General features: G+C 39.0%; 15 protein-coding genes and 1 riboswitch. All 15 genes read left to right on the top strand.

The genetic code is table 11. The features are described 5' to 3' along the window. The 15 genes from uvrA to Q0410_RS08315 all read left to right on the top strand — a co-directional run bounded on the left by uvrA (position 1) and on the right by Q0410_RS08315 (position 14,665). Complete coding sequence (uvrA, locus tag Q0410_RS08385) at positions 1-2,820, top strand: excinuclease ABC subunit UvrA (protein WP_299035626.1); 2,820 nt, start codon at positions 1-3, stop codon at positions 2,818-2,820. A gap of 103 nt (positions 2,821-2,923) precedes the next feature. Further along, positions 2,924-3,205 carry a hypothetical protein gene (locus Q0410_RS08380; RefSeq protein ID WP_299035624.1) on the top strand — a complete coding sequence of 94 codons (282 nt, stop codon included), beginning with the start codon at positions 2,924-2,926 and terminating at the stop codon, positions 3,203-3,205. Then, on the top strand, positions 3,205-3,489 hold the full coding sequence (locus tag Q0410_RS08375) for a nitrous oxide-stimulated promoter family protein (RefSeq protein WP_299035621.1): 285 nt from the start codon (positions 3,205-3,207) through the stop codon (positions 3,487-3,489). The genes Q0410_RS08380 and Q0410_RS08375 overlap by 1 nt, the downstream gene beginning before the upstream one ends. A gap of 10 nt (positions 3,490-3,499) precedes the next feature. Beyond that, on the top strand, positions 3,500-4,039 hold the full coding sequence (locus Q0410_RS08370; RefSeq protein ID WP_299035618.1) for a DUF4256 domain-containing protein: 540 nt from the start codon (positions 3,500-3,502) through the stop codon (positions 4,037-4,039). Continuing rightward, a complete protein-coding gene (locus Q0410_RS08365) occupies positions 4,036-4,668 on the top strand; it encodes a hypothetical protein (protein WP_299035616.1) in 633 nt (210 codons plus the stop codon). The genes Q0410_RS08370 and Q0410_RS08365 overlap by 4 nt, the downstream gene beginning before the upstream one ends. Positions 4,669-4,758: 90 nt before the next feature. After that, complete coding sequence (locus tag Q0410_RS08360; RefSeq protein WP_299035613.1) at positions 4,759-5,655, top strand: diacylglycerol kinase family protein; 897 nt, start codon at positions 4,759-4,761, stop codon at positions 5,653-5,655. A 92-nt stretch (positions 5,656-5,747) separates the two neighbouring features. Further along, positions 5,748-6,227, top strand: a complete 480-nt coding sequence (locus Q0410_RS08355) for a CarD family transcriptional regulator (protein ID WP_299035610.1) — start codon at positions 5,748-5,750, stop codon at positions 6,225-6,227. Positions 6,228-6,251: 24 nt separating this feature from the next. Next, positions 6,252-7,349 carry a PIN/TRAM domain-containing protein gene (locus Q0410_RS08350; protein ID WP_299035607.1) on the top strand — a complete coding sequence of 366 codons (1,098 nt, stop codon included), beginning with the start codon at positions 6,252-6,254 and terminating at the stop codon, positions 7,347-7,349. Then, the gene (gene ispD, locus Q0410_RS08345) at positions 7,342-8,043 is read left to right on the top strand and encodes a 2-C-methyl-D-erythritol 4-phosphate cytidylyltransferase (protein ID WP_299035604.1); all 702 of its coding nucleotides are present in this window, start codon (positions 7,342-7,344) and stop codon (positions 8,041-8,043) included. The genes Q0410_RS08350 and ispD overlap by 8 nt, the downstream gene beginning before the upstream one ends. Then, on the top strand, positions 8,040-8,519 hold the full coding sequence (gene ispF / locus Q0410_RS08340) for a 2-C-methyl-D-erythritol 2,4-cyclodiphosphate synthase (protein ID WP_299035601.1): 480 nt from the start codon (positions 8,040-8,042) through the stop codon (positions 8,517-8,519). The genes ispD and ispF overlap by 4 nt, the downstream gene beginning before the upstream one ends. Beyond that, positions 8,512-9,684 (top strand): methionine adenosyltransferase, encoded by a 1,173-nt coding sequence (gene metK / locus Q0410_RS08335; protein WP_299035598.1) that lies wholly within the window; start codon positions 8,512-8,514, stop codon positions 9,682-9,684. The genes ispF and metK overlap by 8 nt, the downstream gene beginning before the upstream one ends. Before the next feature lie 1,230 nt (positions 9,685-10,914). Further along, positions 10,915-11,964 carry a rod shape-determining protein gene (locus Q0410_RS08330; RefSeq protein ID WP_299035595.1) on the top strand — a complete coding sequence of 350 codons (1,050 nt, stop codon included), beginning with the start codon at positions 10,915-10,917 and terminating at the stop codon, positions 11,962-11,964. Next, positions 11,964-12,653 carry a 2,3-diphosphoglycerate-dependent phosphoglycerate mutase gene (gene gpmA / locus Q0410_RS08325; RefSeq protein ID WP_299035592.1) on the top strand — a complete coding sequence of 230 codons (690 nt, stop codon included), beginning with the start codon at positions 11,964-11,966 and terminating at the stop codon, positions 12,651-12,653. The genes Q0410_RS08330 and gpmA overlap by 1 nt, the downstream gene beginning before the upstream one ends. 512 nt (positions 12,654-13,165) lie before the next feature. Then, a complete protein-coding gene (locus Q0410_RS08320; RefSeq protein WP_299035589.1) occupies positions 13,166-13,825 on the top strand; it encodes a winged helix-turn-helix domain-containing protein in 660 nt (219 codons plus the stop codon). Between the two features lie 74 nt (positions 13,826-13,899). After that, a riboswitch (FMN riboswitch) is annotated at positions 13,900-14,015 on the top strand. A gap of 56 nt (positions 14,016-14,071) precedes the next feature. After that, positions 14,072-14,665 carry an ECF transporter S component gene (locus Q0410_RS08315; RefSeq protein ID WP_299035586.1) on the top strand — a complete coding sequence of 198 codons (594 nt, stop codon included), beginning with the start codon at positions 14,072-14,074 and terminating at the stop codon, positions 14,663-14,665. Positions 14,666-14,733: the final 68 nt, after the last annotated feature.

Raw genomic sequence — 14,733 nt, 5'->3', positions numbered from 1 at the left:
ATGAAAGAAAATAATAATATTATTATAAAAGGAGCAAGGACTAACAATCTCAAAAACGTAGATCTTACTCTCCCTCGTGATGAGATGATTGTTTTTACTGGGCTTTCGGGCTCTGGTAAGTCTACCCTTGCCTTTGATACTATATATGCCGAGGGGCAAAGGCGTTATGTTGAGAGTCTTTCCTCCTATGCTAGGCAATTTTTGGGAGGGATTGATAAGCCTGAGGTTGATTCTATTGAAGGGCTTTCTCCTTCTATTTCAATTGACCAAAAGACTACTAATAGAAACCCACGTTCTACTGTGGCAACTGTTACTGAAATTTATGACTATTACAGGCTTTTATATGCTAGAGTTGGTGATGCTTATTGTCCGGTTTGTGGCAAGCCTATCGTTGCCCAGTCTATTGACCAGATGGTTGATAAGATTATGGAGCTTCCTGAAGGAACTAAGCTCCAACTTCTAGCTCCTGTTATTAGGGGCAAGAAGGGCCAACATAAAAATGCCCTGGCTAATATTAGAAAAGACGGTTTTGTCCGTGTTATTATTGATGGGGAAAGATATGAAATCGAAGACGATATAGACCTTAATAAGAATAAAAAACATGATATTTCTGTAATTGTAGATAGGATTAAGATGAAAGAGGGAATCGAATCTAGAATTGCAGATTCTCTTGAAACAGTGATTGGCCTTGCTGATGGGCTTGTTATTGTAGATGTAATTGGCGGGGAAGAGATGCTTTTATCATCCAAGCTTGCCTGTCCAGAAGGTCACGTGTCTTTGCCTGAGATTACCCCAAATATGTTTTCTTTTAACGCTCCAATAGGCATGTGCCCTGAGTGTAACGGCCTTGGTTTTCACCTCCAGGTAGACCCAGATCTTATAATTCCAGATAAGAGTCTTTCAATCAAAGAAGGAGCAGTAGAGCCTTACGCTACATCCGGCAAGGGCACCTACTACTATGAGGTGGTAAGGGCCATAGCTGACCATTATGACTATCCACATGATGCACCCCTAGAAGATGCACCAGATGAGCTTATCCACGATATTCTTTATGGAACAGACTATGATTTATCCTTTGTTTTTGATTCTCACTTTTCAGGCAAAAAACGCTACAAGGGAATTTTCGAAGGAGCTCTTAAAAATATTTGGGATAGGTACCAGAGGACAAATTCTGATTCTCAAAAGAAAAAGTTTAGGGATTATATGGGCGAAGAGGAATGCAGGGTTTGCCATGGAGACAGGCTAAAACCTGAAGTTTTGGCAATCAAAGTCGGGGATAAAAACATTTCAGAATTAACCCGCCTTTCTGTTTCCAAGTCTATAGACTTTTTTGAAAAGCTTGAGCTTTCTGAAATGAAAGAGCAAATAGCAGAGCTAATTATTAGAGAAATCAAGGGAAGACTCAAGTTTTTAAATGGCGTAGGTCTATCATATTTAACCCTAAATCGTACAGCCTCAACCCTTTCTGGTGGTGAGAGTCAAAGGATTAGGCTTGCAACCCAGATTGGATCGGGACTTGTAGGTGTATCCTATGTCCTAGATGAGCCTTCTATAGGCCTTCACCAAAGAGACAATGATAAGCTTATCAAATCCCTCCGAAACCTCACAGATATTGGTAATACTCTAATAATTGTAGAACATGACGAGGATACCATGAGGGCTGCAGACTATATAGTAGATATAGGACCCAAGGCTGGTATCCACGGAGGAGAGATTGTTGCTAAAGGTAGCCTCGATGATATCATGAATTCCAAAAAATCTATCACAGGAGATTATCTAGCTGGTAGGAAGAAAATCGACCTGCCAGAAAAACGCAGAACTTCTGATAATTATATAGAAGTTATAGGAGCAGAGGAAAATAACCTTAAGGGTATAGATGTGAAATTCCCTCTAGGGACTCTTACAACTGTTACTGGAGTTTCTGGCTCGGGCAAATCTTCCCTTGTAAATGAAATCTTATACAAGATGGCAAGTAGGAAGATTAATAAGTCTAAGGTCCACGCAGGCCGTCACAAAAAAATCAAGGGGCTTGATCAAATTGACAAGGTCATAGCTATTGACCAGTCGCCAATAGGTAGGACTCCAAGGTCAAATCCTGCGACCTATACCAAGGTTTTTGACGCCATCCGTGATGTCTTTGCCATGACCAACCAAGCCAAGATGAAGGGTTTTAAGAAGGGAAGATTTTCCTTCAATGTCAAAGGCGGTAGGTGCGAAGCTTGTAAGGGTGATGGTACAATTAAGGTTGACATGATGTTTTTACCAGACGTCTACGTGCCTTGCGAGGTTTGCCACGGCAAGAGATACAACAGGGAAACCCTAGAAGTTAAGTTTAAGGGCAAGGATATAGCAGATGTCCTAGATATGACTGTTGAAGAAGGCATTGAATTTTTTGAAAACCAACCAACTATAGTAAGAAAACTTCAGACCCTCTATGACGTAGGTCTTGGCTATATCAAAATCGGCCAACCTTCCACAGAGTTATCTGGTGGTGAGGCCCAAAGGGTAAAACTTGCCACAGAACTTGCCAAGGTATCAACAGGTCAAACCCTCTACATCCTAGATGAGCCAACTACAGGCCTTCACACAGCTGATGTTCATAAGCTCATAGAAGTTTTAAATAGGCTAGTTGATCAGAACAATACAGTAGTCATAATTGAGCATAACCTTGATGTAATCAAGGTCTCAGACTACCTAATAGACCTAGGCCCAGAAGGAGGAGATGGGGGAGGAAGTCTCGTTGCAACTGGAACTCCAGAAGAGGTTAGTAAGGTCAAAGAATCCTACACAGGTCAATACCTCAAAAAATTACTCAAATAAAATTCGTCCCTTGCGGGGCGATTTTTCTTAAAGAAAAACGAAAAGCTTTAATTTATAGGCAAAAAATGATAAAATAAGACTATAGACAATAAAAGGAGTACTTATGTTAGAATCAAAAAATGACAACAAAGACAGAAACGATATAGACATTAATGATAACACCTCAGGCACAGTTGGCTTTGACCCAAAAACAGGCAAGGTTTACTATGTAGATGAGCCAAAAAAAGAAGAAGAAGCAGAAGCGAATCTTGATATGGAAATGGCAGAAATTACTGAAAAACTAACAAAGTCTAATGATGCCATAATAAATCTTCTAAAAGAAGCAGGCATAGAAGATCCAACAGATCTTGATGCCATAAAGAAACTTGCAGAAGACGAAAAATAATGCAAAAGTCTGATAGGGGCCTTGACCTAGTCGAATTTATGATAGACCTGTATTATGATAGGCACAAGGCCTTAGATAGTGAGCGAGAAGACCTAAAGGCCTATGTGGCAAAGAAACTTGCCGCCTGCCCTCATGGTGATGATAAGCCTTCTTGTTCGTCTTGCAAAATCCATTGTTATGACAAGGACCATAGGGAAATGATTAAAAAAGTGATGAAATATTCGGGACCCCGCATGATGTTTTATGCGCCAGGCGATGCCCTCAGGCATTTACTAGAAAGATAAGGAGAACCTAGTGGAAAATTACGATAAAGCCTTTATAGACAAGCTAGGAAAGAGATTTAAGGAAAATATGGACAGGCACCCAGCTATAAAGTGGGACTTTGTCAAATCTTCTATCCTAAATAACCTAGACCTTTATAACGCAATCTATGCCATGGAAGAAACAGGTGGAGAACCAGACCTAGTAGACCTAGATATATTTAAGGGGCTAGTCTATGTAGACCTAGCTGACAAGAGCCCAAAGGGCAGAAGAAGCCTTTGCTATGACAAAAAGGCTAGAGAAGATAGGAAGGAAAATGCTCCAGCATCTTCTGTTGAGGAAGAAATAGGCGAATTTGGTATAAAACTTCTAACAGAAGAAAAATATAAGGCCCTTGCTAAAATAGCAAACTTTGATACTAAGACTACATCCTGGATAAAAACTCCGGATGATATTAGAAGGAAAAATGGAGCCTTATTTGCAGGTAGACGCTTCGATAGGGTCTTTATTTACTACAACAATCCAGGCTCCTACTACAAGGACAGGGGTTTTAGGGCCTACATAGAAATATGAGGAAAATCCTACTAGTCCTTATGTTTATAAGCCTTGCTGCTTGTGGAAATCAAAATCAAGCAAAAAACCAAAAGCTAAGAGAAAGTCAAAGTCAAAATGAACTTGATTTTGAAAAACTAAGAGATTTTCTAAACGAAAAGCTTAAGGGCGAGACTCTAATTAGGACTTATGGAGAAGATACGGGTCAAACTAAAATCATTTTTGAAAATGATGGCTACTTTAGGGGAGACTACTTTGGAAAAATCGCCGCAGATGGCAAAGACTATGGCCTTACAGCTACAGCCCAAATCTACTACCACGCAGAAGAAATCCACTCCTCAGAATTCGAGGGGATTTTTGAAATAACCGAAGCCTTGGACGATTATCGTTACGCTTTAGACCTAAGAGATTATAAAATTACCAGCAAAGAAGGAGTCTGTGACCAAATCTACTACCACGTAGACTTTGCCCTAGGACTAAATCCTGACTCTTCCTACATCCTATATAGGCCGGGCTGTCCTATAAGTAAACTTGAAAAAGACGATAGGCTTATAGACCTAGCCAAAAAAGGAAGCGCTGATGGAGAAAAAACCAGGGGCTTTATAATCTACAACAAAACCGACGGGGAAGTTTTTACCCAAAATCCCTAAGCTTACAAAGATTTTAAGGGAAAAAACCTAGCTTTAACTAAAATTTAAGGTCTGTAAGAGTAAAATTATAGAAAAGAAAGAATGGAAATTATGGAAAAGTTATTATTTATATATAATCCAAATTCTGGCCAAAGGGCAATCAATGATAAATTATCCTGGATAATAGAATACCTATCATCAAAGGAAATATTTCCAACAGTCTACGCAACTCAAAAATCCGGTGACTGCAGGGAGATTGTGGAAAAATATGGCAAGGACTTTGATAAAATCCTAGTATCTGGGGGAGATGGAACCCTGGATGAAGCTGTATCTGGTGCCTTAAAGGCAGACATAGACCCTATTTTTTCCTATATACCAACAGGATCTACCAATGATTTTTCAAAGACTATCAATATTTCCCCAGATATAGAAAGGGCAACCAAAACTGCCGTAAGGGGCAAGGTCAAAAGGATAGACGTAGGAAAAATTGACGATAAGTACTTTGTCTATGTAGCAGCCTTTGGAGCCCTGTCAGACATCAGTTTTTCAACTGACCAAGAGGTTAAAAATAGAATTGGCCGCTCAGCCTACATAGTAGAGGGGATAAAAAAACTTTTACCAATCCAATCTATGGAATCCTACCAGGCAGAAATCGAGTTTGACGATGAGCTTATAAATGGAGATTTTATCCACTTTATGGTTTCAAATTCCGTCTCAGTTGGAGGATTTAACCTCTTTGACGATAAGGTTGGCCTTACTGATGGACTTTTTGAGGTAACCTTGGTTAAAAAACCTGAGTCAATAGCTGACCTAAATAGGATTATCCAAGCTTTAACAACTGGAGAATCAAGCGACCTTGTCATCCAAAGACAGGTTAAAAAAATCAGGATAAAAACTGAAAAGGAAGTATCTTGGTCCCTAGATGGAGAATTTGGCGGAAAGAGTACAGATTGTAAGATAGAAGTAGTTAATCAAAGAATTGATATAAAAACTGGCCTAATAGATTGAAATCTTAGTCGGTTTGTGATATAGTAAACGATTAACATAAGCGTAATCTCAAAATTATGGTATAATATATGTAGAAAACCTAGGAGGTTATGATGTTTAAAGTAGGCGATAAGATAGTTTACCCAATGCATGGAGCAGGGGTTATTGATTCAATTGAAAAAATCGAATTTATGGGCGAGGAGAAAGAATACTATATCCTCAAAATGCCTATAGGTGAGATGGATATATCAATACCTTCTGAAAACATGAAAGACTCTAACATTAGATCTATTATCACTAAGGAAGAAGGCCTTAAAGTCTTAGAAATCCTTGATGATAAGCCAACACAAATGAACTCTAATTGGACCAAAAGATACAGGGACAATCAAGAGATTCTAAAGACTGGAGATATCTATGAAATAGCAAAAATGGTCAGAAACCTAGCTATCTTAGATACTGATAAGGGTCTTTCTACAACAGAGAAAAAACTTCTAAACAGGGCAAGAAGAATCCTTGCCAGTGAGCTTGTCATGGCAGGCTCTTTAGAAAAGGAAGAAGCAGAGAAAATGATAGACGAGTCTATAGGACTTTAGTCTATCCTATATTAAGGAGATTTTATGAAAAGAGTAATCAGATTAGTATTTTTACTAATCGGGGCTGTTCTTGGCATAGTAGTCTTAGGAATAATTAACGCCGCTTTTGGGTTAGTCCCGGATAGCGGCAAATTAATTCTGTGGGCAAAAGTCATATCATCAGCCATATTTGCTATAATATTTTATTTTGCAACGGACCCTATATCCAAACATGCAACAGCAAGTCTGTCGAAGTTTGAAAAGAAAATCAGCAAACTACCCGCAGCCAACCTCGTAGTAGGTGTAATTGGCATTATCCTAGGATTTTTGATAGCAACCCTAGTATCTACCCCCCTAACCAAACTATCCCTACCATTTATGGGAAATTCATTTTTTGTGCTATTATCTATTTTATTATATATCGGTTTTGGTTATTTAGGATGGAAGCTAGCCTACAAAAATTCGGACGACCTTCTTGCCCTTGTGACAAGAAATAAGGAAGAAAAAAACGAAAGCGGAGAATTTTTTGATAGGTCAAACCTCACCGCAAGTCCCAAAATCCTAGATACATCAGTCATAATAGACGGTAGGATTTTAGACCTTATAAATACTGATTTTCTTGAAGGAGAGCTAATAGTTACTGAATTTGTCCTAGAAGAGCTCCAACACATAGCAGACTCCCCAGATGACCTCAAAAGAGAAAGAGGTAGGAGGGGCCTTGATATAATCAAACAAATCAAGGAATCTAAAAAGATCAAGCTAACAGTTCTGGACAAGGACTACAAGGACATCAAGGAAGTTGATGCCAAACTCTTAAAACTTGCCCTAGACCTTGGAGGCAAGGTCTTTACCAATGACTATAACCTAAATAAGGTCGCAGATGTCCAAGGTATCCCAATCCTAAATATCAATGATCTAGCCAACTCCCTAAAACCTGTGGTAATCCCAGGAGAAGAGATGGAGATAGATGTAATTAAAAAAGGCAAGGGCAAAAACCAGGGGGTAGGCTATCTAGAAGACGGAACCATGGTTGTCGTAGAAGACGGCCAAGACCTCATAGATAAGACCATCAAGGCCAAGGTAACATCAGTTTTGCAGACTTCAGCCGGTAGGATGATCTTTGTAAGGGCGGAAGATGTATAAAGAAAAATTTTTATCAGCAGTAATAACTGCAGCAGGATCAGGCACTAGGATGGGTATGGAGATAAATAAACCCTATCTAGAAGTAGGTACAAAAAAAGTTCTAGAACTTAGCCTAACAACTGTAACAAGTATAAAAGAATTTGACGAGATAATCTTAGTAGTAAGGGAAATAGACTTCCCTTTGGCTACTGAGATTTTATCTCTTTTTAGAGATCCTAGAATAAAAATGGTCGCAGGTGGAAAAAGCCGAGAGGAATCAACCTACAAGGGCCTTTTAGCCCTAAACCCCAAATCAGACTTGGTATTAAGCCATGATGGGGTAAGACCCTTTGCAACTAGAGGTCTTTTTTTAAGGGTATTAAAAGAACTCGAAACCTATAAGGCAGCTATAACTGCGACTAAATCAAAGGATACAATCAAGGTGGTAAATGAAAGAGGTGAGGTAGACTTCACCCCAAATAGGGACTATGTCTACAATATCCAAACACCCCAAGCCTTTGATACAAAATTAATAAAAGATCTTTACGAAAAATATTTTGAATCGGAAGCGAAAATAACCGACGATAGTCAATTATTTGAATTCTTTGATAGGCATGAGCCAGTCAAAGTAGTAGAAGGTGAGTATTCTAATATCAAGATAACAACGGCAGAGGATATAATCTTTGCCAGGGCATATATAAGGGGGAATAAATGAGAGTAGGTATAGGCTATGATGTCCACAAACTAGTAAAAAATAGGGACTTAATCCTAGGCGGAATAAAATTTGAAAGCGAATGGGGACTTTTGGGCCACTCTGATGCAGACGTTCTAACTCACGCTATCATGGACGCTATCTTAGGAGCCCTTGCCCTACCTGACATAGGCAATCTTTTCCCAGATACAGACCCAGCCTACAAGGACATTTATTCGATTGACCTTTTAGATAGGGTAGTAGAGAAAATGTATGAAAAAGGCTACAAGATAGGCAATATCGACTCTGTAATAATCTGCGAACTACCAAAGATTGCCCCAAAAAGAGAAGAAATAACAAAAAAGCTTGCCGATCACCTAAAAACTGATATAACAAAGGTATCGGTAAAGGCATCAACCAGTGAAAAACTTGGCTTCACCGGTCAAGGTGAGGGCATAGAAGCAAGAGCCATAGTATATTTGGAGGAAATAAATGCGTAAATTTATAACAAGTGAATCAGTAACCGAAGGACATCCAGATAAGGTTTGTGATCAGATTTCAGACGCAATCCTAGATGAATGCCTAAAGCAAGACCCAAACGCCAGAGTGGCAGCAGAATGTATAACTACAACAGGACTTGTCCTAGTAGTAGGAGAGATAACCACAGAAGCCTATGTACCTATAGAAGAAGTGGTAAGAGATACCATAAAAGAAATTGGCTATATAGACAATGAACTGGGCTTTGACTACGAAAACGTAGCAGTCCTAACATCAATCAACAGCCAATCACCTGACATCGCTCAAGGGGTAGATAAGGCAAGTGAATACGACGCAAGCCACGACGACTATGACAAGATAGGCGCAGGAGACCAAGGTATGGTCTTTGGCTATGCAGATGATGAAACAGAAGTCTATATGCCAATGTCAGTAAAACTTGCCCAAGACCTAGCCAAAAGACTAACCACAGTCCGCAGGGAAGGAATCCTAGACTACATAAGACCAGATGGCAAAAGTCTAGTGACTGTAGAATACGACGATGACAAGCTAGTAAGGATAGATTCAGTCGTAATCTCAACCCAACATAAAGACAATATCCCAATGGATAAAATCCGTGAAGACATCATAGAAAATGTAATAAAAAAAGTAGTGCCAAAAGAATTAATAGATGAAAAAACCAAAATCTACGTAAATCCAACAGGTAAATTTGTGATAGGTGGGCCAAAGGGAGATTCTGGCCTAACAGGTAGAAAAATCATAGTAGACTCCTATGGTGGCTATTCAAAAGCAGGCGGAGGAGCCTTCTCAGGAAAAGACCCAACAAAGGTAGATAGATCTGCAGCCTACATGGCAAGATACGCTGCCAAAAATATGGTAGCAGCAGGCCTTGCTAAAAAACTAGAAATAGGCGTATCCTACGCTATAGGTGTAGCAAGACCCCTATCAATCTTTGTAGATAGCTTCGGCACAGGCAAATACGACGACGAAAAATTAAAACAAATCATAGAAGAAAACTTCGACTTTAGGCCAGGCGCCATAATAGACAAACTAGACCTAAGACACCCAATCTACAAAAAAACCGCTGCCTACGGACATTTTGGTAGGGAAGATGAAGATGGGTTTACATGGGAAAGGTTGGATAAGGTCCAAGACCTTAAAAGATATTAATTATTGTTTTTTATCCTAGATAAATTATATTTTTATCTAGGATTTTTTGTCTTTATTATCCGAGATAATTTGTCATTAACTTTATTAGTGTTATTTGTTGATATTATATATTATTATTTTATTTACTATTGAATCTTCGTAACTGGGGAGGCCCAGGGGAACGTTCCGGACGTTCCCCAACCTGCCTCCCCAGACCCCACTCGGCTACCCCCTCCGGCCGGCCCCTCTCGGGGGATAAGGAATTTGCCTATCAGCAAACTATTGATATGGAGGAGCCCTTGTTTAAGTTAGTTAAAATCCTAACTTTTTTGAAATTCAGTCGGCTAAAATTTGATAACTCGCTATCGCTCAAACAATCAAATTTTTATACGCCGTCTGAATTTCAAAAATACTTAATCTTAAGTTTAGAAAACCTTCGTATGAGAATAAACTCTAATATAGCAATGTTTGGCGAAGCCAAACGAGCCTGACAAATGTATGTACCCCGAGACCAATTCTCTTAAGACCGAGGAGTAAATTCTAATCGAGAAGCCCGTAAAGAAAATCGCATGTTTGAGTGAAGCGAGTTTGCGATTTTTAGGGCTTTGATGATTAGAATGATAGTAGGAATATACACCAATAAATACAAGGCCATACCCTCTACTAAAAAAGCTTGCGAAAAGCAAGCTTCTATTTTCGCACTCCGCTTAAGGAGCAGTCGAGGTTGTAGCGTAAGGGGGTCTTAGGGGGAACCAGTGAGGGGGCATCTGCCGCCCCCTTGGGCTCCTCCTATGAACGGAGGGGTCATGTAAATGACCTAGATATAATTTATAAGGAACGTAATCTTTTTACAATCAATGCTCCTATTCGTCGTTTTCTCTCTCGCTTTGCTGCGAGGTGCTCCGCACGGGCCCTCTACGAGCCGGGCAGGCTTGCCCAAAATTACATAAGGTTTTTCATAAATTTCTACTGCGGTGCTTTGCAACTTGAGAAATTTTGAAAATCGTAAAAACTTGGCTTACCAAGTTTTTACTACCATTAATCTCGGATAAGAAAAAAGAAAGATTGATTCGTCTCGGACGAATTTTTTATTAAATAGTTTAATAATTCACAAAAAGTAATATAATATACTTATAAGGCCAAATGCCTAATTTTTAAAAAAATTATAAGGCCTCGCGCTTTGCGAATTGTGGCCTAGCGAAAAAGGCTTTCGTGCCTTGCGCGAAAAGTAGTAATAGAAAAGGAAAAAAGATGTCTAGATTTAGAAGGTCGGTTGCGATAGATCTTGGTACAGCAAGTGTGCTTGTTTTTATTAGTAACAAAGGAATAGTTTTAAATGAACCATCTGTCATAGCCATTGATGTCCTAACTGATGAGATTCTCGCAGTTGGTAGTGATGCTAAGAGATTGATTGGCAGGGCTTCTGGCAATGTTTCTTGTATTATGCCGATGAAAGAAGGGGTTATAGCGGATTTTAAGGCTACTGAGAGGATGCTTGATTATTTTCTCAAAAAGTCCTTAAAAAAATCTCTTTTTAATCCAGATCTTTTAATTTGTGTTCCAGCAAGGTCAACCCAGGTTGAAAAGCGTGCCGTTATCCAGGCTGCTGAAAATGCTGGGGCCCACAGGACCTTCCTTATAGAGGAGCCACTTGCGGCAGCTCTTGGGGCAGGTGTTGATATAACAGATCCTAAGGGGTCTATGGTTGTGGATGTTGGAGGCGGAACTTGCGATATAGCAGTTATCTCTATGGGACAGATTATAGCATCTAGGTCTGCTGATGCAGCTGGTAGGTCTTTTGATAGGGTTATCAAAGACTTTGTCAGGAGCCGTTATGGACTTTTGATAGGGGATACTTCTGCTGAGGCTATCAAAGAAGCAGCAGGTTCTCTTAGCCTTGATGATTCTTTTGAAGTTAAGGGTAGGAATATGGCAAATGCCCTCCCAGCCAAGGTTTATATCCCGGTTAGTGAGCTTAAAGACGCCCTTAGAGGCGAGATAGATAAGATTGTTGAAGGTATCAAGAAGGTTCTAGAGGTGACTCCTCCAGAGCTTGCCTCAGATATTTTTGATAGAGAGATTATCCTAACAGGGGGTGCCTCAAGTACAATCGGTCTAAGGGATAGGATAGAAGAGAAGTTCCAAATTAAGGTAAAGATTGCTGACAATCCTCAAGAATGTGTAATCAAAGGCACAGCCAAGGCCTTAAACTGGATTGATAGTCTAGATGAGAGTAGGAATGAAGCTATAAAAGCAAAACAAGAAGAAAACGAAGCACTTGAAAAACTTAGGAGAAGATAATGACAAAAAAATTAGTACTAGTAAGACACGGACAAAGTGAATGGAACCTAGCTAATAAGTTTACAGGTTGGGTAGATGTAGACCTTTCTGAAAAAGGTGTAGAAGAAGCTAAAGAAGCTGGTAGAAAGATCAAAGAAGCTGGTATTAGATTTGACCACGCTCACACATCTGTTCTAAAAAGAGCTATCAAAACTTGTAACTATGTTTTAGAATACTCTGATCAAATGTATGTTCCTCAATATAAGACTTACAGACTTAACGAAAGACACTACGGTGCTCTTCAAGGTCTAAACAAGGCAGAAACAGCAGAAAAATACGGTGACGAACAAGTTCATATTTGGAGAAGATCTTATGATACTCTTCCTCCTGAAATATCTGAAGAAGAACACGAAAAACAAGCTCGTCTTCCAATGTTCGCCCACCTTCCAAAGGATGTTGTGCCAGGAGCAGAAAACCTAAAGGTTACTCTTGAAAGAGTGCTTCCATATTATTTTGATAGCATAGCTCCAGAGCTTCTTGAAGGGGAAACTGTGCTTGTAGCAGCTCACGGTAACAGCCTTAGAGCCCTTGCTAAGCACTTAGAAAAGATTTCTGATGATGATATCATGGATCTTGAAATTCCAACAGGTCAACCTCTTGTTTACGAACTTGATGACGAACTTAATGTAATCAAAAAATACTACCTATAAAATAATTAAGGATTTTGGGGCTGTTGCAAAATTATGAATAATTATCGTCCCATCATCATGAGGTTCTCTCTCAAAGTTTGCCTCTTGAGGCCGGCAGGCCAATTCCAGCCCGCCGGCTCGAGGAGGTGAAACTTCACGAGAAAAAAGCCCGTCGGCTCATTGAGACCTCATGATGATTTGGGACGATTTATTCATTCTGCAACAGGCCCTTTTTTTATGCTTGACAAGAAGTATATTTTCGGTTAAAATTATATTGCTTATTTTAGTTTATTTACTTTACGAATTGTAAATTTACACTTATTGAAAATTATTATAAAAAAATACATATATTATAAGTTCAAGATATAGTTTTAAATCAAAGTAAACTTATAATCATTTTTTGAAATTCTTCACTCATAGATAATATTTTTAGCAAAAATCATCTTTTCAAAAAATTACAAAAAGTTATTGACATTACTTTAAAAAGGTATTACGATATAGGGTGAAGAATACTTTTAGAAAGAGGAAAAAAGATGAGAATAGCATCAATAGAAAATGAAAATGGTGTATCTGGTCTTATAAACTCTCACTTTAATAGAGATGAGATTGTCGTAGAGAAAATTGAATCTATTGACGAGCTCTTGTTTAAGGATTGTAGCATCTATGACTTAATCCTAGTAGATATGACCCACAACAGGTGCTTGCAGTTTATCCAATATATAAAGCAAAAAACAAATATTCCAGTAATTTATCTCACTGAGAGATATAAGAAAAACCCCTACGAACAGGAACTTGATGACAAGGACTTTGTGATCCACTCTTTTACTCGTGAAGAATTTATAGATGAGATTTTCAAAAAAGTAGAAGAATTATCAAAGGCCAATGTAGTAGACTTTGGCGAGTGCACCCTTGATGAGGAAAATGGTATTTTTAAGGTAGGAAATAAGATTCTTAACCTTACCAGGTCGGAATTTGCAATTTGTACGGTTTTAGTCCACAATATGCCAATGGTCCTATCCAAAGAAGCCATAGTAGATGAGATGGAAAAAGAGGGGATAAATACTACCCCGAGATCAGTTAGAGAGCACATAAGAAAGATAAGACAAGAATTTAGGAAGGCAGATTTAGAGCCAATAGACACCATCACATCCAAAGGATACAGGTGGACCCTTAACTCCCTAACTACCCTATAAATAAATTTGACAAAAAGTGTTTTCACTAATATAATAATATTAGAAATTAAATAGATACATGCAATGGAAAACCATTGCTTCTTCAGGGAAAGGTGCAATTCCTTAACCGGCAGTTATAGTCTGCGAGTCTTAGGACCGATTTGGTGCAATTCCAAAACCGACAGTATAGTCTGGATGGAAGAAGATATTATACTTTTTTCGTGCCCTGATATTGAGGGCTCTTTTTATTGCCCTAAGGGAGGTATTATGAACAAAACAAAATCTATTTCACTTAATAATGTTATCAAAATCGGGATACTAGCAGCCCTTGCCTTTATCTTGATGTTTTTCCAAATCCCAATTCCTATAGCTCCACCTTTTATGAAGGTAGACCTTGCAGACGCGCCAGCTCTAGTAGGCGGCTTTGCCATGGGACCTTGGGCAGGAGTAGCTATCCAGTTAGTAAAAAATATCCTAAACCTAACCAAAACCCAAACAGTTGGTGTTGGTGAACTATCAAACTTTATAGTTGGTGCGACTTTTGTATTCGTATCAGCTTCCATTTATAAAAACAAAAAGACCAAGAAAACTGCAATTTTTGCCCTAGCATGTGGTGTTATAGCAATGACAACTATAGCTACCCTTTCAAACGCTTTTGTAGTTTTCCCAGCCTATGGTAAGGCCATGGGGATTGACTTAAACGCCTTTGCAGGCCAAGTTCCTGGAAATCCTCTAGCTAAGTCTTATGTAAGCCTTATGCTCTTATCCATAGTGCCATTTAACCTAATCAAGGGGGCATTAGCAGCCCTTGTGACAGACCTAGTTTATAAGAGGGTCTCACCAATTCTTAAGCTAAGATAGAAATATCTTACATTATTATCCAATAAAATATTCTGTTTGACAAAAAGCACCTAAGTGGGTGCTTTTTG

It is taken from the genome of uncultured Anaerococcus sp., assembly GCF_937934665.1.
Lineage (GTDB): Bacteria > Bacillota > Clostridia > Tissierellales > Peptoniphilaceae > Anaerococcus.
This window is presented reverse-complemented; position numbering and strand designations above follow the sequence as displayed.

Bases quoted from the DNA above. Each gene is read 5' to 3' on its own strand.
- uvrA (WP_299035626.1), top strand. From the start codon at position 1: ATGAAAGAAAATAATAATATTATTATAAAAGGAGCAAGGACTAACAAT.
- Q0410_RS08380 (WP_299035624.1), top strand. From the start codon at position 2,924: ATGTTAGAATCAAAAAATGACAACAAAGACAGAAACGATATAGACATT.
- Q0410_RS08375 (WP_299035621.1), top strand. From the start codon at position 3,205: ATGCAAAAGTCTGATAGGGGCCTTGACCTAGTCGAATTTATGATAGAC.
- Q0410_RS08365 (WP_299035616.1), top strand. From the start codon at position 4,036: ATGAGGAAAATCCTACTAGTCCTTATGTTTATAAGCCTTGCTGCTTGT.
- Q0410_RS08360 (WP_299035613.1), top strand. From the start codon at position 4,759: ATGGAAAAGTTATTATTTATATATAATCCAAATTCTGGCCAAAGGGCA.
- Q0410_RS08355 (WP_299035610.1), top strand. From the start codon at position 5,748: ATGTTTAAAGTAGGCGATAAGATAGTTTACCCAATGCATGGAGCAGGG.
- Q0410_RS08350 (WP_299035607.1), top strand. From the start codon at position 6,252: ATGAAAAGAGTAATCAGATTAGTATTTTTACTAATCGGGGCTGTTCTT.
- ispD (WP_299035604.1), top strand. From the start codon at position 7,342: ATGTATAAAGAAAAATTTTTATCAGCAGTAATAACTGCAGCAGGATCA.
- ispF (WP_299035601.1), top strand. From the start codon at position 8,040: ATGAGAGTAGGTATAGGCTATGATGTCCACAAACTAGTAAAAAATAGG.
- metK (WP_299035598.1), top strand. From the start codon at position 8,512: ATGCGTAAATTTATAACAAGTGAATCAGTAACCGAAGGACATCCAGAT.
- Q0410_RS08330 (WP_299035595.1), top strand. From the start codon at position 10,915: ATGTCTAGATTTAGAAGGTCGGTTGCGATAGATCTTGGTACAGCAAGT.
- gpmA (WP_299035592.1), top strand. From the start codon at position 11,964: ATGACAAAAAAATTAGTACTAGTAAGACACGGACAAAGTGAATGGAAC.
- Q0410_RS08320 (WP_299035589.1), top strand. From the start codon at position 13,166: ATGAGAATAGCATCAATAGAAAATGAAAATGGTGTATCTGGTCTTATA.
- Q0410_RS08315 (WP_299035586.1), top strand. From the start codon at position 14,072: ATGAACAAAACAAAATCTATTTCACTTAATAATGTTATCAAAATCGGG.